This is a genomic window from Streptomyces echinoruber, assembly GCF_014651135.1.
Lineage (GTDB): Bacteria > Actinomycetota > Actinomycetes > Streptomycetales > Streptomycetaceae > Streptomyces > Streptomyces echinoruber.
This window is the reverse complement of the sequence record NZ_BMWH01000015.1, coordinates 112184-135270: the sequence shown is the minus strand read 5'-3', so window position 1 is coordinate 135270 and position 23087 is coordinate 112184. Positions and strand designations below refer to the sequence as shown.

The following is a 23087-nucleotide window of genomic DNA, read 5'->3' as shown; positions in this document are numbered from 1 at the left end:
GGCGCGGGGGCCGGAGACACCGCACTCCGGCGACCGCGCGGAGAGCTTCACGAAGGCCCGCGGAGGCCGTGGAGGCTCACAAGGGGAGGCTCACAAGGGGAGGGTGCGCAAAGGGGGAGGGTGCGCGAAGGCCCGAGGAGGCCGTGCGGGAAGCGGCCGCCCGCCCGTCTCACGCCGCGCTCGCCAGTTCCGTCACCGACACCCGGCCCAGCAGTTCCTCGTACGTCCGCCGGTCGAACTCGCCCGCCGCCGGGGCCGCCACGGTCGCGGCGGACAGGGCGGTGGCGCGGACCAGGCGGTCCGGCCAGGGCAGGTGGTCGGCCAGGCCGGACAGCAGGCCCGCGACGACGGAGTCGCCCGCGCCGGTCGGATGGCCCGCCAGGGGCGCCGGCGGGGTGGCGCGCCACCGGCCCTCGGAGGTGGTGGCGAGGAGGCCCTCGGGGCCGAGGGAGGCGACGACCGCGCGGGCGCCGCGGCGGCGGGCGTCCTGGGCGGCCCGGACCGGCTCGTGGGCGCCGGTCAGCTCGGCGAGCTCGTCGGCGTTGGGTTTGATCACGTCGGGGCGGGCGGCGACCGCGCGGCGCAGCGGCTCGCCGCCGGTGTCCAGCAGGACGGGGACGTCCGCGGCGCGGGCGGCGCGGACCAGGCCCGCGTAGGCGTTGACCGGAACCCCGGGCGGGAGGCTGCCGCACAGGGCCACCGCCGCGGCCGAGCCCAGCAGGTGCTCGTACCGCTCCTGGAAGGCGGCCCACTCGTCCGGGGCGATGAGCGGGCCGGGCTCGTTGAAGCAGGTGACCTGGCCGGTGCGGTCCTCGACGACGGTGACCGTGCGGCGGGTGGCGCCGGTGACCTCGACGAGCGCGTCCACCAGGCCCGGCGTGCCGGCCAGCCGGTCGCGCAGGACGCGGCCGGTGGCGCCGCCCGCGAAACCGGTGACCGTCACCTCGTGACCGAGGGCGACGAGCACGCGGGCGACGTTGACGCCCTTGCCGCCGGGCCGCTCGATCACCTCCGTCACCCGGTGCGAGGCGTGGGGGCGCAGGGCCGGGACGCGGTGGGTGATGTCGAGAGCGGTGTTCAGCGTGACCGTGAGGATCACCTGGGCCGACCTCCCCCGAGTGCATGCGCTTGCCGAGAGTCACGAGACGTACCGGTGCCGCCGCCCCGGTGGCTCGATCATGCCAAAGACACCGGGGTACGGCCCAGTCCACGCCTCGGCCACTGCTCCCGACGGGCGGACGGATCAACCCAGTTGGGGATCGACCACCCATTCACCCCGCCGCATCACGCCCGTCACCCGGAAGTCGCCGTCCAGGACCACGAGGTCGGCGTCCTTGCCCGGCTCCAGGGAGCCGATGCGGTCCGCCAGGCCGAGCAGCCGGGCCGGGGTGGCCGACAGGGCCGCGACGACGTCCTCGACGGGCAGCCGGTCGACGGTCACCGCCCGCCGGAAGACGCGGTCCAGGGTGAGGGTGGAGCCGGCGATCGACCCGCCCTGAACCAGCCGGGCCACGCCGTCGGCGACCTCGACCTCCAGCGGGCCGAGCATGTAGCGGCCGTCGCCGAAGCCGGCCGCGTCCATCGCGTCCGTGATGAACGCCACCCGGCCGGCCCCCGCGTGGTGGAAGGCGAGCTGGAGGGCGGCCGGGTGCAGGTGGGTGCCGTCGTTGATCAGCTCGACGGTGACCCGCTCGTCCTCCAGGAGGGCGGCGATCGGGCCGGGGGAGCGGTGGCCGAGCGGCGGCATGGCGTTGAAGAGGTGGGTGGCGACGGTGGCGCCCGCGTCGATGGCGCGCACCGTCTGCTCGTACGTCGCGTCGGTGTGCCCGATCGCCGCGATCACCCCGTGGTCGGCCAGCAGCCGCACGGAGTCGGTGCCGCCCGGCAGTTCGGCGGCCAGCGTCATCATCCGCGCCTGCCCGCGCGCGGCGTCGATCAGTTTGCGCACCTCCGCCGGGTCCGGGTCGCGCAGCAGCTCCGCGGCGTGCGCGCCCTTGCGGCACGGGGAGATGAACGGCCCCTCGAAGTGGATCCCGGCGATCTCGCCCTGCTCGGCCAGCTCGCTCAGCAGCCCGGCCCGCCGCACCAGGAAGTCCATGTCGCCGGTGACAGTGGAGGCGACGAGGGTGGTGGTGCCGTGGGTGCGGTGGGTGTGGATGCCGCGCAGGACGTCCTCGACCGCGCCGGAGGTGAAGGAGGCGCCGCCGCCGCCGTGGTTGTGCAGGTCGACGAAGCCGGGCACCACCCAGTGGCCGCTCACGTCGAGGACCTCGGCGTGAGCGGGCGCGGCGGCGGCGATGCGGCTGCCGTCGACCACGACGCGCCCGCCGTCCACGACCCCGGTGGGCAGCACCACCCGGGCGCCGGTCAGCACCGTGCCCGCCGCCGGGCGGGAGGCGCGGGCCCGCGGCCGCGCGGCGCCCGGCGCCGGGGACGAGGGCGCGGGGTGCGGCGCCGGGCTCTGCCTCTGCGGCCCATTCGGCTCACTGGCCATCAGGCGGTTACCTCCGGGGAGTCGTGGGAGTGGGGGCGGTCGTGGGGGAGGCGGCGGTGTCCGCCGAGGGAGAGGCGGCGGTGTCCGTCGCGGGGGCGGGGGTGGTGTCCGTCGCGGGAGCGGGAGCAGGAGCGGGCGCGGCGTCCGCCGAGGGAGCGGCGGCGGTCGTGACGTCCGCCGCCGGGGCGGCCGTGGTGCCCGCCGCCGGGGTGGGCGCCGCGCCCGCCGTGTCCAGCAGGTCCCGGGCCAGCAGCGCGGCGCCGAGGCAGCCGGCGGCGTCGCCGAGGGCGGCGGGGACCACGGGGGGCAGTTTCTGGAAGGTGACGCGGTCGCGCACGGCGGCACGCAGCGGGGACAGCAGGACGTCCCCCGCCTCGGCGAGTCCCCCGCCGACGACGATCACGGCCGGGTCCAGCAGGGTGAGGGCGGTGACCAGCCCGTCGGCGAGCGCGTCGACGGCCGTGCGCCACACCGCCCGCGCCCGCGCGTCCCCGGCGGCCACCGCCCGGGCGCAGCCGGCGGCGTCCGCGTCCGGGTCCCCGCCGGCCTCGGCCCACGCCCGGCCGACGGCGGCGGCGGAGGCGTACCGTTCCAGGCAGCCGTGCTGCCCGCACGGGCAGGCCAGGCCCCGCGGCCGTACGACGATGTGGCCGATCTCCCCGGCGAAGCCGTGGGCGCCGGCCTCCACCCGGCCGTCGAGCCCGATCGCGCCGGCGACGCCGGTGCCGAGCGCGACGAACAGGAACCGCCGTGCGCCCCGGCCCGCGCCGAGCCGGCCCTCGGCGAGGCCGCCGGTGCGCACGTCGTGGCCGAGGGCCACCGGTACCCCGCCCAGCCGCGCGCTCAGCAGGTCCCGCAGGGGCACGTCCCGCCAGCCCAGGTTGGCGGCGTAGGCGGCGATGCCGCGGGTCTCGTCCACGATGCCGGGGACGGCGATCCCGGCCGCGGCGGCGGGGACGCCGAAGCGGCGTTCGCCGTGGGCGCGCAGGTCGGCCGCGAAGCCGAGGACGGCCTCGACGACGGCGTCCGGGCCGTGTTCGCGTCCGGTGGCCCGGCGCTCCCGGTGCAGCACGGCGCCGTCCACCCCCACCAGGGCGGCCTTCATCCCCGTGCCGCCCACATCGAGGGCGATGACGTGTTCCACGGGGACAGTGTGGCCCGGAGACCCGGAAGAGGTCTAGTCCACTTACGTGGTGTAGACCTTATGTGTTCAGAAGTTGAACGGATGGTGTCCTGGGCCCTGTGTGGTGCCCGGGATGCGAAGAATCGATTCGGCAGCAGAGTTGGGCAGACAGGCAGTGCAGCAGCGGCGACGCAGGACGGGCACAGGCGTGATCGCGGCGGCGGCCGCACTCGGAATGACGGCGGTCCTAGGCGGCTGCGGGAGCACCGGCTCCCCGGACGTGACGTTGAAGCTGGTCGCCGCCGACTACGGCGACTCCGCCGCCAACAGCTCCAAGAAGTACTGGGACGCCCTGGTCAAGGCGTACGAGGCCAAGCACCCGGACGTGCGGATCGACGTCAGCGTGTACTCCTGGAACGACGTCGACCGCAAGGTGAAGGAGATGGTCGACGCGGGCGACCCGCCGGACATGGCACAGATCGGCGCGTACGCCGACTACGCGGCCAAGGGACAGCTCTACAAAGTCAGCGACCTGCTCTCGATCCAGACGCAGGCGGACTTCATCGGCCAGCTCGCGGACGCCGGCGAGGTCGACCACCAGCAGTACGGCATCCCCTTCGCGGCCTCCACGCGCGTGCTGTTCTACAACAAGACCCTCTTCGCCAAGGCCGGCATCACCCCGCCCAGGACGTGGGACGAACTCGCCGCCGACGCCAGGACGCTCAAGGCGCAGGGCGTGAAGTACCCCTTCGCGCTCCCCCTCGGACCGGAGGAGGCGCAGGCCGAGACCATGCAGTGGCTGCTGAGCGGCGGCTCCGGCTACACCAACGACATCGGCACCTACACCCTCGACTCGGCGGAGAACGTCGCGACCTTCGGCTGGCTCAAGGACGAACTCGTGGCCAAGGGCCTCACCGGCCCGGTGGCCCCGGCGAAGCTGAACCGCGCCGACGCGTTCGCCGCCTTCGCCGACGGCCAGGTGGGCATGCTCAACGGGCATCCCACGCTCATCCAGCAGGCCGCCCGGAAGGGCGTGAAGTTCGGCACCGTCGCCTTCCCCGGGCGCACCGGGCCGGCCAAGGCCGTCATGGGCGTCGCCGACTGGATGATGGGCTTCAAGAAGAACGGCCACCGCGAGCAGATCGGTGACTTCCTCGACTTCGTCTACCAGGACAAGAACGTCCTGGACTTCTCCCGGCGCTACGACCTGCTGCCGGTGACCACCTCGGCGTCCGAGGCGATGTCCGCCTCCCCCCAGGACCAGGCCCTGCGCCCCTTCCTGCGGGAGCTTCCGCTCGCCCAGCTCTACCCGGTCGGCAAGACCTCCTGGGCCACGGTCAGCGCCGAGATCAAGAAGCGCATCGGCCAGGCCGTCGCCCCCGGCTCCAGCCCCGCGGCCGTCCTCGGCGAGCTGCAGTCGTCGGCGACGACGGCGGACGGCTCCCAGTGACCGCGCGCGGGCGCCGCCGGCGCCGCCGCGCCACGGGCGTTGTCGGCGCCGGGAGGTACCGTGCCGGACATGGACGAACCCCGGCAGCGTGAACTCGGCGAGCGGGAGCGCGGCATCCTCGCACTGGAGCGGCGCGGGTTCTCCGGACCCGGCGCGAAGGAGCGCGCCATACGCGAGGAACTCGGCCTGGCGCCCGTGCGCTACTACCAGCTCCTCAACGCCCTCCTCGACGACGAGCGCGCCCTGGCGCACGACCCGGTGACGGTCAACCGGCTGCGCCGGATGCGCCAGGCGCGGCGGGACGAGCGGTGAGACGGCGGGCGCGACGCAGCCGGGCGGTGACCGGGCGGTGGGCGTGAGGGACGTCACCGCGGGGTGATCGGGCGGTGGCCGGGAGGTGACCGGACAGCGGCCGGGCGGTGACCGGGCGGTGGGCGTGAGGGACGTCACCGCGGGGGGCGGCCGGTGGTTCGCCGTCGTACGACTGGCCGGGGCCGTGCTGGATAAGGTCCCGGTATGGGTAGCGAAACCAGCTCGACGAACCCCGCACGTCCCTCCGACGTCCTGCCGACGCCGGCCACCCGGGCCGGGCGGGACGGGCTCGACGCCCTTCTCGCCCGCCCGGACCGGGCCGTGATCGCCCTCGACTTCGACGGCACCCTCGCGCCGATCGTGGCCGACCCCGAGCAGGCCCGCGCACACCCCGACGCCGTACCGGCCCTGGCCGCGCTCGCGCCGAAGGTGGCCGCGGTCACCGTCGTCACCGGCCGCCCGGCCGGGGTCGCCGTCCGCTACGGCGGCTTCGCGGGCGTCCCCGGGCTGGAGCACCTCGTCGTCCTCGGCCACTACGGCGCCGAGCGCTGGGACGCCGTCACCGGCACCGTCAGCGCTCCCGCCCCGCACCCCGGCGTCGCCGCCGCGCGGGCCGAACTGCCCGGCGTGCTGGACCGGGCCGGGGCCTGGCACGGCACGTGGGTGGAGGAGAAGGGGCGCGCGGTCGCCGTGCACACCCGGCGGGCCACCGATCCGCAGGCCGCGTTCGAGGCCCTGCGCGCCCCCCTGGCCGAGCTCGCCGCCCGCCACGGCCTCGTCGTGGAACCCGGCCGGTTCGTCCTCGAACTGCGCCCGCCCGGCATGGACAAGGGCGTCGCCCTCCTCGACCACGTCCGCGGCATCGGCGCCACCTCGGTCCTCTACGCCGGCGACGACCTCGGCGACCTGCCCGCCTACGCCGCCGTCGACCGGCTGCGCGCCGAGGGCGTCCCCGGCCTGCTGGTGTGCAGCGGCAGCACGGAGGTGACGGAGCTGTCGAAGCGGGCGGACGTGGTGGTGGACGGCCCGGAGGGGGTCGTGCGCCTGCTGAAGGGGCTGGCGGCGCGGCTGGCGTAGGGGCTGGCGGCGCGGCCGGCGTAGGGTCCGGCGGCCGGGTCCGGGCACCGGGCCGGCCCGGCCGCCGGCCGGTCAGGAGGTCAGCGCCGCCAACTGATCCGTGAACCACCGCGCCGGCGGCAGCGCGGTGGCCGCCGCGACCAGGCGCTTGCAGCGCTCGGCCCGCTCCCCGGGCGACAGGCTCAGCGCCTCGTGCAGGGCCCGGGCCGTCTCCAGGACGTCGTAGGGGTTGACGCAGAGCGCGTCCTCGCCCAGCTCCTCGTACGCCCCGGCCTCCCGGGACAGCACGAGGGCGCAGCCCTCGTCGGAGACGACGGGCACCTCCTTGGCGACCAGGTTCATGCCGTCGCGGACGGGGTTGACCAGGGCCACGTCGGCCAGCCGGTAGGCGGCCAGCGAGCGCGCGAAGTCGTCCTTGACGTGCAGCACGACCGGGCGCCAGGTGTCCGTGCCGTACTCCTCGTTGATCCGCTCGGCGACCCGCCGCACCTCGGCGGTGTAGTCGCGGTACACGGCGAGGTCCTGCCGGGAGGGGTAGGCGAAGGCGACGTGGACGACGCGTTCGCGCCACTCGGGGTGGTCCGCCAGGAGCTGCCGGTACGCCAGCAGGCCGCGCACGATGTTCTTGGACAGCTCGGTGCGGTCGACGCGCACGATGGTGCGGCGGGCCCGGCCGTCCGGCGCCGTGCCGATCTCCTCGCGCAGGGCGGCCATCCGCTCGTCGACGTCCGGCTCGTGCGCCCGGCGGCGCAGGAAGTCGGCGTCGGCGCCCAGCCCGTGCACGCCGATCTCGGTGCTTCCCGGGCCGCCGACGAGCGCGTCGCAGCAGGAGACGAAGGCGTCCGCCCAGCGCCGGGTGAGGAAGCCCAGCCGGTCGGCGCCGAGCATGCCGCGCAGGATCTGCTCGGCGACGTCGCCGGGCAGCAGGCGGAAGTAGTCGGCGGGCGCCCACGGCGTGTGCGAGAAGTGGCCGATGCGCAGGTCGGGCCGCAGCGCGCGGAGCATGCCCGGCACCAGCGTCAGGTGGTAGTCCTGCACCAGCACGGCCGCCCCCGGCGCCGCCTCCTGCGCCAGCGCCTCGGCGAAGGCGCGGTTGTAGCGCTCGTAGGAGGCCCACTGGCGGCGGAACTCCGCGTCGAACACGGGCTCCAGCGGGGTCTGGTACAGCATGTGGTGGACGAACCACAGCACCGAGTTGGCGATGCCGTTGTACGCGTCGGCGTGCACGTCGGCCGGAATGTCCAGCATCCGCACCCCGCGCTCGCCGATCCCGCGCCGCACCGCCTCGCGGTCGCCGTCGTTGAGCGCGGAGCACACCCACAGCGCCCCGGCGTCGGGCCCGATCGCCGACAGACCCGACACCAGCCCGCCCCCGCCGCGCCTGGCGTGCAGCGAACCGTCCTCACGCACCTCGTACGACACCGGGCCGCGGTTCGACGCGACCAGCACCCGGGCACCCTGAACAGCCTGCGTTGAAGCCATGAGACTCAACCTAGCCCGGCCCCGAAACGCTCAAACGTTCGGCGGCGTTTTCGAGACCTTCCGGACAGGGCGGCCCTCCGGAAGACCTCCCGGACAGGCCGCCCCCGCCGGAAGACCTTCCGGACCGGGCGACCGGTCCGGAAGGGCCCCGGGCGGCGCCTACGCCACCTTCCGCTCCGCGTACTCCGCGATCTCGATCATCGGGGGGCGCTCCTCGGTGTCGACGGAGTAGGTGCGCGGCACGAAACCGGACGCGCCGCGCTCGAACTGGGTGAGGCGGGGGCGGATCAGGTGGCCGCGGGCCAGCCGGAGCTGGGCGGTGCGGTAGATCGCGGCGGCCATCCGGCCGAGGGCCTGGCCGTCCTGGTGGCGGTGCCTGCGCACGCCCACGTCGACCTGGGCGAGGGCGTCGAGGCCCACCAGGTGCAGGGCGTCGACGAGCATGCCGAGCTCGACGCCGTAGCCGACGGGGAAGGGCAGCCGCTCCAGCAGGGAGCGGCGGGCGGCGTACTCGCCGCCGAGGGGCTGGACGAAGCCGGCGAGCTGCGGCCAGTGCATGTTGAGCAGCGGGCGCGCCATCAGCTCGGTGACCCGGCCGCCCTGCCCGGCCGCGCCGCCGAGCGGGCGGTCGTACATGGCCTTGACCAGGTCGACGCCGGGCTCGGTGAGCAGCGGTCCGACGATGCCGGTGACGAAGTCGGAGGAGAACTCCCGCAGGTCGGCGTCGACGAAGCAGACGATGTCCCCGGTGGTGGCCAGCAGGGAGCGCCACAGCACCTCGCCCTTGCCGGGGACGGCGGGGATGCGGGGCAGTATCTCGTCGCGGTGCACGACCCGCGCGCCCGCGGCCGCGGCGACCTCGGCGGTGCGGTCGGTGGAGCCGGAGTCGACGACGACGAGCTCGTCGACGAGCGGTGCCCGCTGCACGAGGTCGCGGCGGATGGCCGCCACGATGTCGCCGACGGTCTCCTCCTCGTTCAGCGCGGGCAGCACCACGCTGACGGTGGAGCCGGCGGCCCGTTTCGCGGCCAGGACCTGGTGGAGCGGGCGATCGGTCACGGACCAGGAACGTGTCCTCAGCCAGCGCTCGACTTCTTCCAGCACGGTCGGCGGCTCCTCACATGGATGGACATGGGTGGACATGATGGGTGGACATGGGGTGAACGGGTGGGCACCGCGGGACGGGGCCGTGGTCCGTCTCGCGGTTCGGACGGCTGTCTCAACTGTCCTGGCCTTCGGTTACAGTCTTGAACAACGCGGGTGACCATCGCATGTCCGGGGTCACCGGTGTCCACAACCGCATACCGCTCATCCAGAGGGGCAGAGGGACACGGCCCGATGAAGCCCCGGCAACCCCCCTTCGCCGGTTCTCGTCATGATCCACCGCGAGGCTCCCGGCCAGGGAAGGTGCCAATTCCGTCTCACGGCGAGGTACGCCGTGAGGAAGATGAGGAGAAAGGGCCTCGCCTGACATGGCTGTGCAGACCACTGCAAGCTCCGCCGCCGCCTCCACCGTTACCGCCGTCACCGCTTCTTCGGCCTCGCCTTCCGTCGATCTCGGTCCCGCCGCCGCGCTGTCCTGCCGCGAGTGCGGCCACCGCGTCCCGCTCGGCCCGGTCTTCGCCTGCGAGGAGTGTTTCGGCCCGCTGGAGGTGGCGTACGACTTCTCCGGTTACGACGCCGAGGAGCTCCGCAGGCGCATCGAGGCGGGCCCCGCGAACATCTGGCGCTACGCGCCGCTGCTGCCCGTCCCCGCGGACGTGGCCGGCAAGCCGAACCTGAACCCGGGCTGGACCCAGTTGGTCAAGGCCGACAACCTCGCCCGCGAACTCGGCGTGACCGGCGGGCTGTACGTGAAGGACGACTCCGGCAACCCGACGCACTCCTTCAAGGACCGGGTGGTGGCCCAGGCGCTGGAGGCGGCCCGGGCCTTCGGGTTCACGACGCTGTCGTGCTCGTCGACGGGCAACCTGGCCGGCGCCGTCGGCGCCGCGGCGGCCCGCGCCGGCCTGCGCTCCTGCGTGTTCATCCCGCACGACCTGGAGCAGGGCAAGGTCGTCATGGCCGCGGTCTACGGCGGCGACCTGGTCGGCATCGAGGGCACCTACGACGACGTCAACCGCTTCTGCTCCGAACTGATCGGCGACCCGGCGGGCGAGGGCTGGGGCTTCGTCAACGTCAACCTGCGGCCGTACTACGCGGAGGGCTCCAAGACCCTGGCGTACGAGATCTGCGAGCAGCTCGGCTGGCGGCTGCCCGACCAGATCGTGGTGCCCATCGCCTCCGGCTCCCAGCTCACGAAGATCGACAAGGGGCTGCGGGAGCTGATCGCGCTCGGGCTGGTCGAGGACCGGCCGTACAAGATCTTCGGCGCGCAGGCGGAGGGCTGCTCGCCGGTGTCCGCCGCCTTCAAGGCCGGGCACGACGTCGTGCGCCCCCAGAAGCCGGACACCATCGCCAAGTCCCTCGCCATCGGCAACCCGGCCGACGGGCCCTACGTCCTGGACATCGCGCGCCGCACCGGCGGTGCGGTGGAGGACGTGACCGACGCGCAGATCGTGGACGCGATCCGGCTGCTGGCCCGCACCGAGGGCATCTTCGCGGAGACGGCGGGCGGCGTGACGGTCGGCGTCACGCGCAAGCTGATCGAGAACGGGGTGCTCGACCCGACGCTGACGACGGTCGTCCTCAACACCGGTGACGGCCTGAAGACCCTCGACGCGGTGGCCGGCACCGGCCCGACCGCCGTCATCCGCCCGACCCTGGACTCCTTCCGAGAGGCTGGCCTCGCATGAGCGTGACCGTTCGCATCCCGACCATCCTGCGCACCTACACCGGCGGCCGGGCCGAGGTGAGCGCCGAGGGCGCGACCCTCGCCGAGGTCATCGAGGACCTGGAGAAGAACCACACCGGCATCGCCGCGCGCATCCTCGACGACCAGGGCAGGCTGCGGCGCTTCGTCAACGTCTACGTCAACGACGACGACGTGCGCTTCGAGCAGGGGCTGGACACCGCGACGCCGGACGGCGCCGGCGTGTCGATCATTCCCGCGGTCGCCGGCGGCTGATTCCGGCTCCCGGCCCTTCCATACCGTCGGTAACTTCTGTTACCGAGAGTTTCTTCACTTGCCCCCTCCGTAAGAGAAGCGGAGGGGGCAATTCCATGTGATTGAGCGCGGTAGAGTTGGGGTACCCGCCCCAGTTCCGCGGGTCGGGAGCCCTGGAAATCCTGCTGCGCGGCCGTCAAGAAACAGCCAAAGTGTGCAGGTTTTTTGTGTCTTTTGTTCCTTTTGTGTGGCCCGACTTGCCCGGACGTCTGCGGAATTCTCGGCATATTCCGGATGTCGCGCAGCCGGAATTCTCGTCCGACTGACCTGTTGCAGACGGCAGCGGGACAGATACATTCAGCCGCGGTCGACGCGTTCCGGCGCACGCCCCCACTCATGGGGGGTGAGGTCTGACCCGGATCCGCGAAGTGTGGATCTGTGCAAGGGCCAGTAATAGGGGAGTTAGGCATGGCTCAGGGCACCGTCAAGTGGTTCAACGCGGAGAAGGGCTACGGCTTCATCGCGGTCGACGGTGGTGCGGACGTCTTCGTCCACTACAGCGCGATCCAGATGGACGGCTACCGCACCCTGGAAGAGGGCCAGCGGGTCGAGTTCGAGATCTCGCAGGGCCAGAAGGGCCCGCAGGCCGACATGGTTCGCGTCACCGCCTGAACGCATCCGCCGCACATCCGCCGCGCATCTGCGGTGAAGGGCCCGTACCCGGCGGGGTACGGGCCCTTCCGCGTGCGCGCCGGGCGGCGGGATGCGGACCTTTCCGCGTGCGTGCCGGGCGGCGGGATGCGGACCTTTGTGCGGGCGCGCCGGGCCCGCGCCGCCCGGCACCCCGGGGCGGGGCGCGGGGGCCTGTTCGCGGGCGGCTGAGAGGGCCCGTCGTCGGGGGGAGGCGCTTGCACTCGACCAGGGCGAGTGCTAATCATTGGCGTTAGCACTCTGAAGGTGAGAGTGACAAGCGAAGGACCGGGTCGGTGAGGTCCGCAGGCCGGTTGGGGCAAGGAACCGCCGGTCGGGGGCCGTCCGTCGCGGGCGCGGGCGCGGTCCGAAGTCATCACCCCCAGTCCTGGAGGGACCACTTCACATGGCCAAGATCATCGCGTTCGACGAGGAGGCGCGGCGCGGCCTCGAGCGCGGCATGAACCAGCTCGCGGACGCCGTCAAGGTGACCCTCGGCCCCAAGGGCCGCAACGTCGTCCTCGAGAAGAAGTGGGGCGCCCCCACGATCACCAACGACGGTGTCTCCATCGCCAAGGAGATCGAGCTCGAGGACCCGTACGAGAAGATCGGCGCCGAGCTCGTCAAGGAAGTCGCCAAGAAGACCGACGACGTCGCCGGTGACGGTACGACCACCGCCACGGTCCTCGCCCAGGCGCTGGTCCGCGAGGGCCTGCGCAACGTCGCCGCCGGCGCCAACCCGATGGCCCTGAAGCGCGGCATCGAGAAGGCCGTCGAGGCCGTCTCCGGCGCCCTGCTCGACCAGGCCAAGGAGGTCGAGACCAAGGAGCAGATCGCCTCCACCGCCTCCATCTCCGCCGCCGACACCCAGATCGGTGAGCTCATCGCCGAGGCGATGGACAAGGTCGGCAAGGAAGGCGTCATCACCGTCGAGGAGTCGCAGACCTTCGGCCTGGAGCTCGAGCTCACCGAGGGCATGCGCTTCGACAAGGGCTACATCTCCGCCTACTTCGCGACCGACATGGAGCGCATGGAGGCGGTGCTCGAGGACCCGTACATCCTCATCGCCAACCAGAAGGTCTCCGCCGTCAAGGACCTCCTCCCGCTGCTGGAGAAGGTCATGCAGGCCGGCAAGCCGCTGCTGATCATCGCCGAGGACGTCGAGGGCGAGGCCCTGTCCACCCTGGTCGTCAACAAGATCCGCGGCACCTTCAAGTCCGTCGCCGTCAAGGCCCCGGGCTTCGGCGACCGCCGCAAGGCGATGCTGCAGGACATCGCCATCCTCACGGGCGGCGAGGTCATCTCCGAGGAGGTCGGCCTCAAGCTGGAGAACGCGACCCTGGACCTCCTGGGCCGCGCCCGCAAGGTCGTCATCACCAAGGACGAGACCACGATCGTGGACGGTGCCGGCTCCGCCGAGCAGGTCCAGGGCCGGGTCAACCAGATCCGCGCCGAGATCGAGCAGTCCGACTCCGACTACGACCGCGAGAAGCTGCAGGAGCGCCTGGCCAAGCTGGCCGGCGGTGTGGCCGTCATCAAGGCCGGTGCCGCCACCGAGGTCGAGCTCAAGGAGCGCAAGCACCGCATCGAGGACGCCGTCCGCAACGCGAAGGCGGCCGTCGAGGAGGGCATCGTCGCCGGTGGTGGCGTGGCCCTGGTCCAGGCCGCGCAGACCTCCTTCGAGAAGCTGGACCTGGAGGGCGACGAGGCCGTCGGTGCCGAGATCGTCCGCAAGGCCCTGACCGCTCCGCTGGCCCAGATCGCCGTCAACGCCGGCCTCGAGGGCGGCGTCGTGGTGGAGAAGGTCCGCAACCTCACCCCGGGCCACGGCCTGAACGCCGCGACCGGCGAGTACGTGGACATGATCGCCGAGGGCATCATCGACCCGGCCAAGGTGACCCGTTCCGCCCTGCAGAACGCGGCCTCCATCGCCGGTCTGTTCCTCACCACCGAGGCCGTCGTCGCCGACAAGCCCGAGAAGGAGAAGGCGGGCGCCGGCGCCGGCATGCCGGGCGGTGACATGGACTTCTGATCGACCGGTTCCGGTTGATCGACCGTCCGACCGAGGGCGGCACTCCCTGGCAGCAGGGGGTGCCGCCCTCCGGCGTTTGCCGGGGCCAGGTATTCCGTCCACGGAGATGGGTGACAGCGATCACTGAGGTGTGATCTTGACATGGGTGAGGGCCCTCTGGCCTGGTGTGGATTGCGAGATCTGCACCGGCGACCAGAAAGGCCCTCGTGCCCCACCGTAACGCACCCCTGACCCAGACCGGCCGTCTGCGTCTGGCCCGCTGCGTCGTGGACGACGACTGGTCCCTGCGACGAGCCGCGGAACGCTTCCAGATCTCCGCCTGGCCGATCAGGTCCAGCAGCTTGCGACAGCCCTCGTCGACCGGCACCCGCCCGGCCCGAGCCGGGCGCCCTCCCGCAGGATGCTGTAGTTGATCAGGACGCCGCCGGCTGCGATCTTCGCCCGCAGCGGCGGGGTGCACATTCGGGCGACGTGGCGGTAGTCGCGGCCCGAGCGCACGCCGAGCCCGATCTCGTCGCAGAACTGTTCCAGCACTCCCTCTCCGCTCGCGGCGGTCACGGCCAGCAGCTTGTCGCCGAGCTCCAGCCGGTTGGTGCGGCCGCGGACCACCAGGGTCCAACCTTCCTGCATGTCCTGCTCCGAGTAGCCCATGAGATCCCTTACGCAAGGCAATCTGGTTACCACGAAAGGTAGTTGCGCGGAGGTGGGGGCCGGTTGCCGCCCCTATCGTTTCTACGGACGGCGGCTGACGCAGTGGCGTCGTGAGCTGGACGGGAGCGGGGCCTGTGCGGAACAGGTACACCCAAACGGGTGAGGCCGCACAACGGGATCGAGCGTCTACTTCAGGCGGCAGGCCGCGACTGGCTGCGGGCGGCGGCCTGCATCTGCTCGGCGAGGGCCTGGGGCCCGAGGCGCATCAGTGCGTGGATCGCGCTGATGCGCCTGCCCGCGTCCCAGGGCATCCCCGCGGGGGGATGGAAGGGGACGACGGTGATGTCCCGGGCGGTGAACACGCTGGTGTCCAGGTATGTCATGCCGCCGGTCCCGCACAGATAGCCGCGGGCGCCGGTGGCCTGGGCGAGGTCGGCGAGCCGCTGGGAGCGGCTGGGCCGGGCGGGCAGGTGGCTGCTGCGGAGGATGGGTCCTTTCCAGCCGAGGAGTTCCAGCAGGATGCGGGTGGATGCCTCGGCGACGTCGGCGGTCTTGCCGGTGGCGGTGAACTGGTCGAGGACGCAGGGCAGTTCGCGGGCGAGGGCCGGCCAGTGCGGGCTGGCGCGGTAGTAGTGCGGCAGCATGTGGGCCACGCGCCGCCGGGAGCGGTCCAGGTCGGCGATCACAGCGTCGCGGATGGCCGTCTGGCGGCCTTGGGGCAGGTGGGTGGGGACGGTGAGCCACTGCCGCCGGTGCGGGTCGTCCAGGGCCGCGAGGCGGGCGCGGTGCTGGTAGTCGCGGCGGTTGAACTGGACGTCGTCCAGGACGATCCAGTAGTTCGCCGCGAACAGCTTGGCCAGCGTGGTCAGTCGCGGGAAGAGGTTGGGCTGGTGGATCGCGCACAGCCCGCCGGGGGGCGGGAGGTCAGGAGGGGATGAGGCGGCTGGTGAACCCGGCTTCGATGAGTGATCGGTAGGCGGCATGCACGTCCTCCGGGACGGTCTGCTCGATGGCGAACCCGAGCTTGGGGTACTCGATCACCCGCTGCAGGTCGCCGACGAGCATGTCGACGACGAGGGCTTCGTCGCCGATGCTCTTGAGGTAGTCGTCGAACTCCAGGGGCTCGGAGGCGCAGACCACCTCGACTTCGGGCCACAGCTTGCGGGCGGTGGCGAAGGAGCGTCGTTCCATATACGGCTTGGAGATCAGCAGCACCGAGGCGGGGGTGATCCCGGCGGCGGCCAGAACCTCGCGGGAGAAGATGATGTTCTGCCCGGTGTTGCCGGCCTTGGGCTCCAGCAGGATCGCGGAGTCGGGCACCCCGAGTTCGATGGCGTGCTCGCGGTAGTGCACCGCCTCGCCGCGGGGGAAGCGGGCGGCGGTGGTGGGGCTGTTGCCGCCAGTGAACACCAGGGTCGGGAAGAGCCCGGCCAGATACAGGCGGGCGGCGAAGGCGGCGACGCCGAGGTCGTGGCTGCCCAGGCCGATCGCCGCGTCGCACGGCCGGACCTGGTGGTGCATCTGGTGGTAGTCCCAGATCAGCATGGCCTGCCGCCGCTGCTCGTCGGTGATGGCCCGCTGGTTGTCCGTCACTGGCTTCTCCCTGGTCACCGTCGCCGGGGGCCGGCTGCCCCTTCGGTCGTCATCCGGATGCCCTCGATGCTGCTGAGCTGGTGGCTCAGGCCGACCTTGGCGGCCAGCTTCGCGGCGTTCTCCAGCACCCGCAGCCCATCATCCCGGGTTGCCGGGTCGGACAGCAGGATGTGACCGTGAGCGGTGTCCAACCGCACTTTCTGCATGGGCGAGTCGGTCGTGGCGGTGCTGCGGGCGATGTCGATGAAGTGCAGGGCCTGGTCCAGATGGCCGGCGCCGCGGTGGGCGAGGGCAAGCTTCTGGTGGGCGACGGACCAGTCCTCGGGCTCGCAGAGGTCTTCGAACTCGCGGGTCGCGGCGAGCATGACGCGGGCGGCGTAGTCGTGGTTGCCGTCCTTGCTCAGCGCGGTGCCCACCCACAGCCGGGCCCGGGCCCGGTCGCGGCGGGAGAGCCGGTCGTCGACGGCGAGGGTTTCGTAGTGGCGGGCGGCGGCCGCCAGGTTGCCGGACATCTCCGCGACCACTGCCAGGGACAGGTCGAGCTGGGCGACGCGGCGGGGGATGTCGAGCTGGGTGAACACCGAGCGGGCGCCGGCATAGGAGCGCTGGGCCGACATCGGGCCGATCACCGCCCCTTGGTCGCGTCGCAGGTCGCCGAGCAGGGCGGTGGAGCGGGCGAACAGATACAGGCCCTTGTCGTCCAGTTCGGCCGGGGTGAAGCGGACCAGCCAGCGGCCCAGCAGGTTGTCGGCGAAGGCGAAGTTCTGCCGGGCCAGGGCGACCACGGCCCGGTCCAGGTCGTCGGTCCACGACTCGTACTCCCAGGCCCGCGGGCCGGTCACCGTCACCCGTCGGCTCAGCCCCGCAGCGGGGCGGCCGGCCTCGGACAGGTTCGTCTCGAACCGCAGGTGGACCGCGGGGTCCGCGCGGGCCAGCGCGGTGTCCAAGATCGCCTGGGTGTCCGGGCGGGGCTCGGTGCCGGTGAGGAGCTTCTCCCATTTGGAGACGGTGCGGACCCCGACGCCGAGGTGTTCGGCGAACGCGCGGACGCTCATCCGCAGGGCCAGACGCAGGGCCCGGGCCTCCAGACCGGTCCAGTGATGCACGGTCGCCACGCGTCGCTCCCTTCCGCTCGCCATGGAAGCACCACCCGCGCGGCCGGGGGGACGAAAGTGCCACGGAAGTGCAACAGCGGGTCATTTCCCCGCCGGTGAGCTGGGATCAGGCTCGAAGGGACTCCCCTCCCCGACCCACCCTTTTGGACGGTCCGCAGTGGAACCCCTCACCGAGCACCGCCCCGTCGCCGGCCCGGTCGTCTACGGCTACCTGCGGCCGGTGCGGGCCTCGACGGCCCGCCAGCAGGCCCTGGCCACATCGCTGGAGGAGTACTGCCGCCAGCACGAGCTGCTGCTGGCCGGGGTGTTCACCGAACGCTCCCCCGCGGCGGCGGTCGCGTTCACCGGGCTGCTGGACGTCCTCGCGCTGCCCGACACCTACGGCGTGGTGCTGCCGGCCGCCTCCCATCTCGGGCCCAAGGCGATAGCCGCCGAGCGCACCCGGCGGATCGAGTCGGCCGGAGCCCGGCTGCTGCTGGTCCGCGGCCGCCGCCGGCCCCGGCCGGCAGGTCACCGCGCGGCCGGCCAGCCCAGCACCGGCCGGGCCTGCCGCCGCAGCCCGGCCCTGGACGCGGAGACCTGAAGGACCGCCATGACCGAGGTGACGCAGCACTACTTCGAACCGAAAGCCGAGTCCGTGGGACTGGCCCGGGACTTCGCGACGGCGACCTTGACGGCCTGGGGACTGGCCGGACCCGCGGAGGACATCCGGCTGTGTGTCTCCGAGCTGGCTTCCCACGCGCTCCTGCACGGCGCCGAACCCGGGCTCGGATTCCTGGTTCGGCTCACGGCCGAGGACGACTTCGTCCTTCTCGAAGTGCACGACAGCCGCCGCGGCGGGCAGCGGCCGCACGTCCGGCACACCGACCCGTCGGACGCCTCCGGGCGGGGGCTGCTGATCGTCGAGCAGCTCGCCGACGAGTGGGGCGTCTGCGACCGGCAGCCCTCGGGGAAGATCGTCTGGACGCGGTTCAAGACCGCGACCGTCCGGGAGGCGGCATGCTGACCCGCACCCTGCCGCCGGGCACCGGACCGAGACCGGGACTGCTGGCCTCGCTCGGTGCCTGGACCTGGCCCGGCACGGCGCCCGACGGCCGGGACCTCGCCCACGTCCTGCTCGCCCACCCGCCCGGCCGCACCGGCCGCGACACCCCGGAAGCGATCGAGGCCCGGATGCGGCTGATCGCCGACGCGCTCGGCGGCCTGGCCCAAGCCCGCGACCGCCTGCCTCTCCTGCCCGAGCGGCTCCAGGTCGTCGGCGACTGGGTGCTGATGCGCTTTCACGGCGCCCGCTACGGGCTGCGGCTGCCCACCCACCCCCGCTGGACCGCCCTGGTCACCGCCTCCGGCGAGGCCGCGGTGACGGTCGGCCTGGACCCCCTGCCCAGATCCGCCGACGCCGCCCGCGTCGACGCTTACCTGGACACCGCCCTCGCCGCCGGCCGCCTGCTGTTCGGCCTCGCCCGCACCACCTGACCACCCCAGCCTCAGCCTCCCCTGCACGGTCCGCGCTGACGGATGAGAGGGAACAGCCATGGAATCCTTCGAACGCGCCCGGCTGGACGCCTACTTCGCCAAGATCGCAGCCCGGTTCGCCCCCGACGAGCAGGCCACCTCCTTCCTGGTCACCCACCTGCTGCCGGAGCGGCCCGCCTTCATCCGCGCGGTCGCGGCCATGAGCCGGCTGCGGGCGGTGCTGCCCAAGCCCAAGTCGATCAGCCCCGCCGCGCGGCGCGAAGTCGAGCACACCGTCCCCGTCGACACGCTCTCCCGCGACCTGTTCGCCGACCCCGACGCGGCGCTGGACTACCTGGAGTCCCGGGCGGCCGGGGAGGACCTGGTGCTGCTGGACGTCGGCGGCTACTTCGCCCCCAGCCTCGCCGAGGTGCACGCGCGCTTCTCCGGCCGGCTCCTCGGAGTGGTCGAGGACACCGAGAACGGCCACCGCCGCTACCAGGACCTGGACAAGCTGCCCTGCCCGGTGATCTCGGTCGCCCGCTCGCCGCTGAAGGACCCCGAGGACTTCCTCGTCGGCCAGTCCGTGGTCTTCTCCACCGAGGCCGTCATGCGCGGACGCGGCGACATCCTCCACGGCCGCCCCGCCCTGGTCATCGGCTTCGGCAAGCTCGGCTCCTCCATCGCCCGGCTGCTGCACGCCAAGGGCGTCCAGGTCACCGTCTTCGACATCGACCCCGTCCGCCGCACCCAGGCCCTGGCCCAGGGCTTCACCGTCGCCCGCGACCGCGAGAGCGCGCTCACCGGGGCCGGGCTCGTGCTCTGCGCGACCGGCGCGGTCTCCTTGCGCGGCGAGGACTTCCCCCACCTGCGCAACGGTGCCTACGTCGCCACCGTCACCTCCAGCGAGGACGAACTGGAGCTGGCCGGGCTCCCGGAGGTCTACACCCGCGCGATGGCCGGCGAGCACGTCACCCGCTACCAGACCACCGGCCACTACTTCTACCTGGCCAACGGCGGGAACGCTGTCAACTTCCTGCACGGCGCCAGCGTCGGGCCGTTCATCTTCCTGGTCCAGGCCGAGATACTCGCCTCGATCAGGATGCTCACCCGCGGTGACCTCGCCCCCGGCATCCACGAGGTCCCCGCGGCCGACCGAGCCGCCATCGCGGCAACCTGGCTCTCCTACTTCAACAGGTGATCGATTTGGCCATCACGGCAGACCACACCCGCGCCACCGTCAACGACTACCTCGACGCTCACCCGGGCGAGAAGACCATCCTCGCCCCCGTCATCGCCCTGCTGGACGCCGGAGCCGACCTCACCAGCCGAACCGAGTTCCGCGGACACGCCACCGCCGGCGCGATCCTCGCCGACCCGGAGGGGCGCATCCTGCACATCCACCACCTCGCCCTGGACAAGTGGCTCCTGCCCGGCGGACACCTCGAACCCGGCGACGCCACCCTGCTGGACGCCGCCCGGCGCGAGCTGACCGAGGAGACCGGCATCCCCGCCGAGAGCGTCGCCCCGGCCGGCGACGGCCCTCTCCACCTCGACGTCCACCCCATCCCCGCCAACGACGCCAAAGGCGAGCCCGACCACCAGCACATCGACTTCCGCTACCTGTTCCGCACCACCGCCGACATCGGGCAGCTCCAGACCGAAGAGGTCATCGACGCCGCCTGGCGAGACCTCGACACCCTCAGCGACGAACGCCTCCGGCACCGCATCGCCGCAGCCCTCCGCTGACCCCCAACCGGCCGCCCCTTCCGCTGCCCCGAGCGTGCAAGGGGCGGCCTCCTGCCACACTGGAAGGGCCGCACCCCCTGGGGCGCTGGAAGTGGAGCCGGGAACCCCCGCCGGATGACGGGAGCCCGGCTTTCGCGTTTTCGCCGTTTCAGCCGGCGTCGATGTCCAGCAGCGTGACCAGCGGTTCCAGCGACTCCCACAACCTGCCGTCGCCGTCGAGCCACCAGAACACCGCGCCGGCCACCACGTCGGCCGCCTACAGCTTCGGGTCAGCGCTCGCCCTCAGCCAGGTGACCACCATGTCCGTGCTGACCGCTTCGGCCCTGTCGGAGTCCAGCGCCACCATGGGCTCATGACCGACAGCCTCGCGTTGCGCCCCCTGCAGATCCCGGACTGCCTCGCCTCGGTCGGCCTCGGATGGCACCCCCTCCTCATGCGGCTCCACAAGCAGCTCACGGCCCTGGCCAGCGACTACCGCGTCGAGAGCATCAAGGAGAAGTTCGGCGGACTGCGTGTCAGCGTCGCCGACCGCTTCGACGCCGACGGCGAGTTCGACGGCGACTGGGCCGACGCTGCCAGCCCGCTCATCCAAGCAGCCGAAACCATGTCCCGGACCATCTGCGAATACTGCGGAGCCCCCGGCCAACCCCGCACTCGCGCAGACCGCGACGGCGGATGGATCAAGACCGTCTGCGAGCAGTGCCATCCCGTCCGCCGACCAGGAACCCTCCCGCTCCGGCTCACTACTGAAGAGCAGGCCGCCATCGCCGACCACGCCGACGAGCTCGGCCTCTCCACCAGCGACTACATCGCCCAGGCGGCAGCACGCCAGGCCACGCAGTGGCAGCACGAACGCAACGATCTCCACAAGATCGCAGAACGACGCGGAACCACCCTCAAGCAGATGCTGCAGCGCGGCATCCTCACCGACGGCACCCCCTGAATGCCACCACAACCCGGGGCCTGCCGCTGAGAGCGTCCGCCCTGCGTGCCTCACTTGCCTCACAAGAGAGTGCGGCATCCACCTGCGCAAAGGCTTGACAGCACTAGATGTTCTGTCCACGGAGGTTGGTGACAGCGATCACTGACGTGTGATCTTGAAATGGGTGAGGGCCCTCTGGCCTGGCGTGGATGGCGAGATCCGCGTCGGCGACCGGAAAGGCCCCCCATGCCTCGCCGTAACGGACCCTGCCGGAATGTGGACATGATCGCCGAGGGCATCATCGACCCGGCCAAGGTGACCCGTTCCGCCCTGCAGAACGCGGCCTCCATCGCCGGTCTGTTCCTCACCACCGAGGCCGTCGTCGCCGACAAGCCCGAGAAGGAGAAGGCGGGCGCCGGCGCCGGCATGCCGGGCGGTGACATGGACTTCTGATCGACCGGTTCCGGTTGATCGACCGTCCGACCGAGGGCGGCACTCCCTGGCAACAGGGGGTGCCGCCCTCCGGCGTTTTCCCCGGGGCGTTTGCCGGCGCCAGGCGTCAGGCGCTCGGCGTGACCGCCACCGACAGCGTGTCGCCCGGCCGCAGCCTGTGGTAGAGCCACACGGCGTTCTTCGCGTCGAGGCCGATCCAGGCGCCGGCTCGGGGGGCGCAGGTGAGGGAGCCGACGTAGAGGCTGGAGTTGTCGGTGCCGCGGAGTTCGACCACGTACGGTGCGGCCACCTTGCAGGTGGACTTGGCGAGTTCGTCGACGGTGTCCCGGGTGAGGTCGAGTGTGGCGGCGACGGTCAGCAGGCCGGCGGCGGGGCGGACCGGGTAGCCCGAGGTGATGGGCATGACCCGGCCGTCGACGGTCAGGGCCCGCTTGCCGAAGTCCACCGTGCCGGTGACCGGGGTCGAGAGAGGGGTGGTGGGGGTGGGGGACGCCGGGAACCGGGGAGTGGGGGACGCCGGGAGCCGGGGCGCGGTGACCGCCGGGGCCTCACGGCGGACCGGGGCGTCGCCCGAGCCCAGCGTCAGCGCGAACGCCGCCAGAGCGAGGGCCGCGGCACCCGCGCCGAGGGTGAGGGCCGTGCGACGACGGCGGCCCCGGCGAACGGCCCGGCGCCGGATCTCGGGGGCGGCGACGGACGGGGGCGTCTCGTTCGCCGTCGCCAATCCGCGAAGCGCGGCGGTCAGTTCATCCGCGGTGAGATCGTCCGACACGGCCGCCCTCCTTCCGTACCGGCTCCTCGGCCTCGTCCGTGCCCAATTGCTTCGCCAGGGCCGCCCGGCCCCGGGACAGCCGGGCCTTGACCGTGCCCACGGGCGCGCCGGTCTCGGAGGCTACCTGCTCGACACTCAAGTCGCACAGATGGTGCAGGACGATCGCCAACCGCTGCGCCTGGGGCAATTGGCGCAACGCGGCCACCAGCGCGGCGTGTTCGGGACCCGGGCCGGGAACCGGCTCGGGCGGCGGGTGCCGTCGCATCAGCTCCAGCCGGCGTTTGGCGCGCCGCCAGCGGCTGACCGCCAGCCGTACCGCGACCGTGCGGATCCAGGCCTCGGGGGCGCTGTCGGCCAGGAACGACTTCCGCCGGTCCCAGGCGCGTACGAACGCCTCCTGCACCACGTCCTGGGCCTCGCCGTGGTCTCCGGTGAAGGCATACAACTGCCCGGTCAGGCGGGGGAAGGCCGCCGCGTAGAAAGCGTCGAACTCGTCCTCGGTCATGCCCTCCGCCGGAGTCTTGCCGCGTCTTGCTGAGTCTTGCTGCGTCTCTCTGGGTCCCTCTGGGTCCCTCTGCGTCTGCGTCCTTCTGCGTCTCTCTGGATCTTTCGTCTCCCGTGCAACCCGCCCGCCCCGCCCGTGCGTACAGGTCCCGTGGGCCGCTGCGCGG

At 72.6% G+C, this 23087-nt stretch carries 24 protein-coding genes, 3 pseudogenes and 1 riboswitch; of the genes and pseudogenes, 16 read left to right on the top strand and 11 right to left on the bottom strand.

Translation table 11 applies throughout. The features are described 5' to 3' along the window. Positions 1-169: 169 nt before the first annotated feature. From IE225_RS18665 to IE225_RS18655, 3 genes and pseudogenes are all read right to left on the bottom strand, one after another. Positions 170-1099 carry a 1-phosphofructokinase family hexose kinase gene (locus tag IE225_RS18665; RefSeq protein ID WP_190058686.1) on the bottom strand — a complete coding sequence of 310 codons (930 nt, stop codon included), beginning with the start codon at positions 1097-1099 and terminating at the stop codon, positions 170-172. 144 nt (positions 1100-1243) lie between these two features. Next, positions 1244-2374 (bottom strand): N-acetylglucosamine-6-phosphate deacetylase, encoded by a 1131-nt coding sequence (gene nagA / locus IE225_RS18660; protein WP_229879699.1) that lies wholly within the window; start codon positions 2372-2374, stop codon positions 1244-1246. 334 nt (positions 2375-2708) lie between these two features. Next, positions 2709-3599 (bottom strand): annotated as a pseudogene (locus tag IE225_RS18655) (ROK family protein); the annotation flags it as partial. Between the two features lie 151 nt (positions 3600-3750). Here IE225_RS18655 and IE225_RS18650 point away from each other — a divergent pair. The 3 genes from IE225_RS18650 (at position 3751) to otsB (ending at position 6456) form a co-directional block, all read left to right on the top strand. Further along, complete coding sequence (locus IE225_RS18650; RefSeq protein ID WP_190058684.1) at positions 3751-5067, top strand: ABC transporter substrate-binding protein; 1317 nt, start codon at positions 3751-3753, stop codon at positions 5065-5067. Between the two features lie 69 nt (positions 5068-5136). Beyond that, entirely contained in the window at positions 5137-5379 is a 243-nt protein-coding gene (locus tag IE225_RS18645; protein ID WP_190058683.1) for a DUF3263 domain-containing protein, read from the top strand. 204 nt (positions 5380-5583) lie between these two features. Continuing rightward, positions 5584-6456, top strand: a complete 873-nt coding sequence (gene otsB / locus IE225_RS18640; RefSeq protein ID WP_190058682.1) for a trehalose-phosphatase — start codon at positions 5584-5586, stop codon at positions 6454-6456. A 72-nt stretch (positions 6457-6528) separates the two neighbouring features. Here otsB and IE225_RS18635 read toward each other — a convergent pair whose 3' ends face one another. Together IE225_RS18635 and IE225_RS18630 are read right to left on the bottom strand one after the other, a co-directional pair. Further along, a complete protein-coding gene (locus tag IE225_RS18635; RefSeq protein WP_190058681.1) occupies positions 6529-7938 on the bottom strand; it encodes an alpha,alpha-trehalose-phosphate synthase (UDP-forming) in 1410 nt (469 codons plus the stop codon). Positions 7939-8097: 159 nt separating this feature from the next. Next, positions 8098-9042 carry a glucosyl-3-phosphoglycerate synthase gene (locus IE225_RS18630; protein ID WP_190058680.1) on the bottom strand — a complete coding sequence of 315 codons (945 nt, stop codon included), beginning with the start codon at positions 9040-9042 and terminating at the stop codon, positions 8098-8100. A gap of 201 nt (positions 9043-9243) precedes the next feature. Then, positions 9244-9392, top strand: a riboswitch (SAM riboswitch). Between the two features lie 18 nt (positions 9393-9410). Here IE225_RS18630 and thrC point away from each other — a divergent pair. The 5 genes and pseudogenes from thrC to IE225_RS18605 all read left to right on the top strand — a co-directional run. Further along, positions 9411-10733 (top strand): threonine synthase, encoded by a 1323-nt coding sequence (gene thrC, locus IE225_RS18625; RefSeq protein ID WP_190058679.1) that lies wholly within the window; start codon positions 9411-9413, stop codon positions 10731-10733. Beyond that, on the top strand, positions 10730-11005 hold the full coding sequence (locus tag IE225_RS18620) for a MoaD/ThiS family protein (protein ID WP_190058678.1): 276 nt from the start codon (positions 10730-10732) through the stop codon (positions 11003-11005). The genes thrC and IE225_RS18620 overlap by 4 nt, the downstream gene beginning before the upstream one ends. A 447-nt stretch (positions 11006-11452) precedes the next feature. Next, positions 11453-11656 (top strand): cold-shock protein, encoded by a 204-nt coding sequence (locus tag IE225_RS18615; RefSeq protein ID WP_004986573.1) that lies wholly within the window; start codon positions 11453-11455, stop codon positions 11654-11656. 424 nt (positions 11657-12080) lie between these two features. Further along, complete coding sequence (gene groL, locus IE225_RS18610; RefSeq protein ID WP_190058677.1) at positions 12081-13706, top strand: chaperonin GroEL; 1626 nt, start codon at positions 12081-12083, stop codon at positions 13704-13706. A 206-nt stretch (positions 13707-13912) separates the two neighbouring features. After that, a pseudogene (locus IE225_RS18605) lies at positions 13913-14023 on the top strand (IS481 family transposase); the annotation flags it as partial. Positions 14024-14033: 10 nt separating this feature from the next. Here IE225_RS18605 and IE225_RS18600 read toward each other — a convergent pair. The 4 genes from IE225_RS18600 to IE225_RS18585 all read right to left on the bottom strand — a co-directional run bounded on the left by IE225_RS18600 (position 14034) and on the right by IE225_RS18585 (position 17065). Continuing rightward, positions 14034-14336 carry a hypothetical protein gene (locus IE225_RS18600; RefSeq protein WP_190058676.1) on the bottom strand — a complete coding sequence of 101 codons (303 nt, stop codon included), beginning with the start codon at positions 14334-14336 and terminating at the stop codon, positions 14034-14036. Positions 14337-14548: 212 nt separating this feature from the next. After that, the gene (locus tag IE225_RS18595) at positions 14549-15340 is read right to left on the bottom strand and encodes a WbqC family protein (protein WP_190058675.1); all 792 of its coding nucleotides are present in this window, start codon (positions 15338-15340) and stop codon (positions 14549-14551) included. Beyond that, positions 15282-15950: a YdcF family protein gene (locus tag IE225_RS18590; protein ID WP_190058674.1), complete on the bottom strand. Its 669-nt coding sequence runs from the start codon at positions 15948-15950 to the stop codon at positions 15282-15284. The genes IE225_RS18595 and IE225_RS18590 overlap by 59 nt, the downstream gene beginning before the upstream one ends. Positions 15951-15964: 14 nt before the next feature. Next, a complete protein-coding gene (locus tag IE225_RS18585) occupies positions 15965-17065 on the bottom strand; it encodes a helix-turn-helix domain-containing protein (protein ID WP_190058673.1) in 1101 nt (366 codons plus the stop codon). A 157-nt stretch (positions 17066-17222) separates the two neighbouring features. Between IE225_RS18585 and IE225_RS18580 the strand changes: the two genes are divergently transcribed. From IE225_RS18580 to groEL, 8 genes and pseudogenes are all read left to right on the top strand, one after another. Then, a complete protein-coding gene (locus tag IE225_RS18580; RefSeq protein ID WP_229879676.1) occupies positions 17223-17648 on the top strand; it encodes a hypothetical protein in 426 nt (141 codons plus the stop codon). A 9-nt stretch (positions 17649-17657) separates the two neighbouring features. Further along, complete coding sequence (locus tag IE225_RS18575; RefSeq protein WP_190058672.1) at positions 17658-18071, top strand: ATP-binding protein; 414 nt, start codon at positions 17658-17660, stop codon at positions 18069-18071. Beyond that, positions 18065-18541 (top strand): hypothetical protein, encoded by a 477-nt coding sequence (locus tag IE225_RS18570; RefSeq protein ID WP_190058671.1) that lies wholly within the window; start codon positions 18065-18067, stop codon positions 18539-18541. Before IE225_RS18575 ends, IE225_RS18570 begins: the two co-directional genes overlap by 7 nt. A 58-nt stretch (positions 18542-18599) precedes the next feature. Beyond that, entirely contained in the window at positions 18600-19721 is a 1122-nt protein-coding gene (locus IE225_RS18565) for an adenosylhomocysteinase (RefSeq protein ID WP_190058670.1), read from the top strand. After that, positions 19718-20269: an NUDIX hydrolase gene (locus tag IE225_RS18560; protein ID WP_373303224.1), complete on the top strand. Its 552-nt coding sequence runs from the start codon at positions 19718-19720 to the stop codon at positions 20267-20269. The genes IE225_RS18565 and IE225_RS18560 overlap by 4 nt, the downstream gene beginning before the upstream one ends. A gap of 161 nt (positions 20270-20430) precedes the next feature. Next, the gene (locus IE225_RS18555) at positions 20431-20625 is read left to right on the top strand and encodes a hypothetical protein (protein ID WP_190058668.1); all 195 of its coding nucleotides are present in this window, start codon (positions 20431-20433) and stop codon (positions 20623-20625) included. Continuing rightward, complete coding sequence (locus IE225_RS18550; RefSeq protein WP_190058667.1) at positions 20622-21212, top strand: plasmid mobilization protein; 591 nt, start codon at positions 20622-20624, stop codon at positions 21210-21212. Before IE225_RS18555 ends, IE225_RS18550 begins: the two co-directional genes overlap by 4 nt. A 255-nt stretch (positions 21213-21467) precedes the next feature. Further along, a pseudogene (gene groEL, locus IE225_RS18545) lies at positions 21468-21644 on the top strand (chaperonin GroEL); the annotation flags it as partial. Positions 21645-21750: 106 nt separating this feature from the next. Here groEL and IE225_RS18540 read toward each other — a convergent pair. Together IE225_RS18540 and IE225_RS18535 are read right to left on the bottom strand one after the other, a co-directional pair. Continuing rightward, entirely contained in the window at positions 21751-22416 is a 666-nt protein-coding gene (locus tag IE225_RS18540; protein ID WP_190058666.1) for a hypothetical protein, read from the bottom strand. Then, positions 22391-22921: a SigE family RNA polymerase sigma factor gene (locus tag IE225_RS18535; protein ID WP_190058665.1), complete on the bottom strand. Its 531-nt coding sequence runs from the start codon at positions 22919-22921 to the stop codon at positions 22391-22393. The genes IE225_RS18540 and IE225_RS18535 overlap by 26 nt, the downstream gene beginning before the upstream one ends. Positions 22922-23087 lie beyond the last annotated feature (166 nt).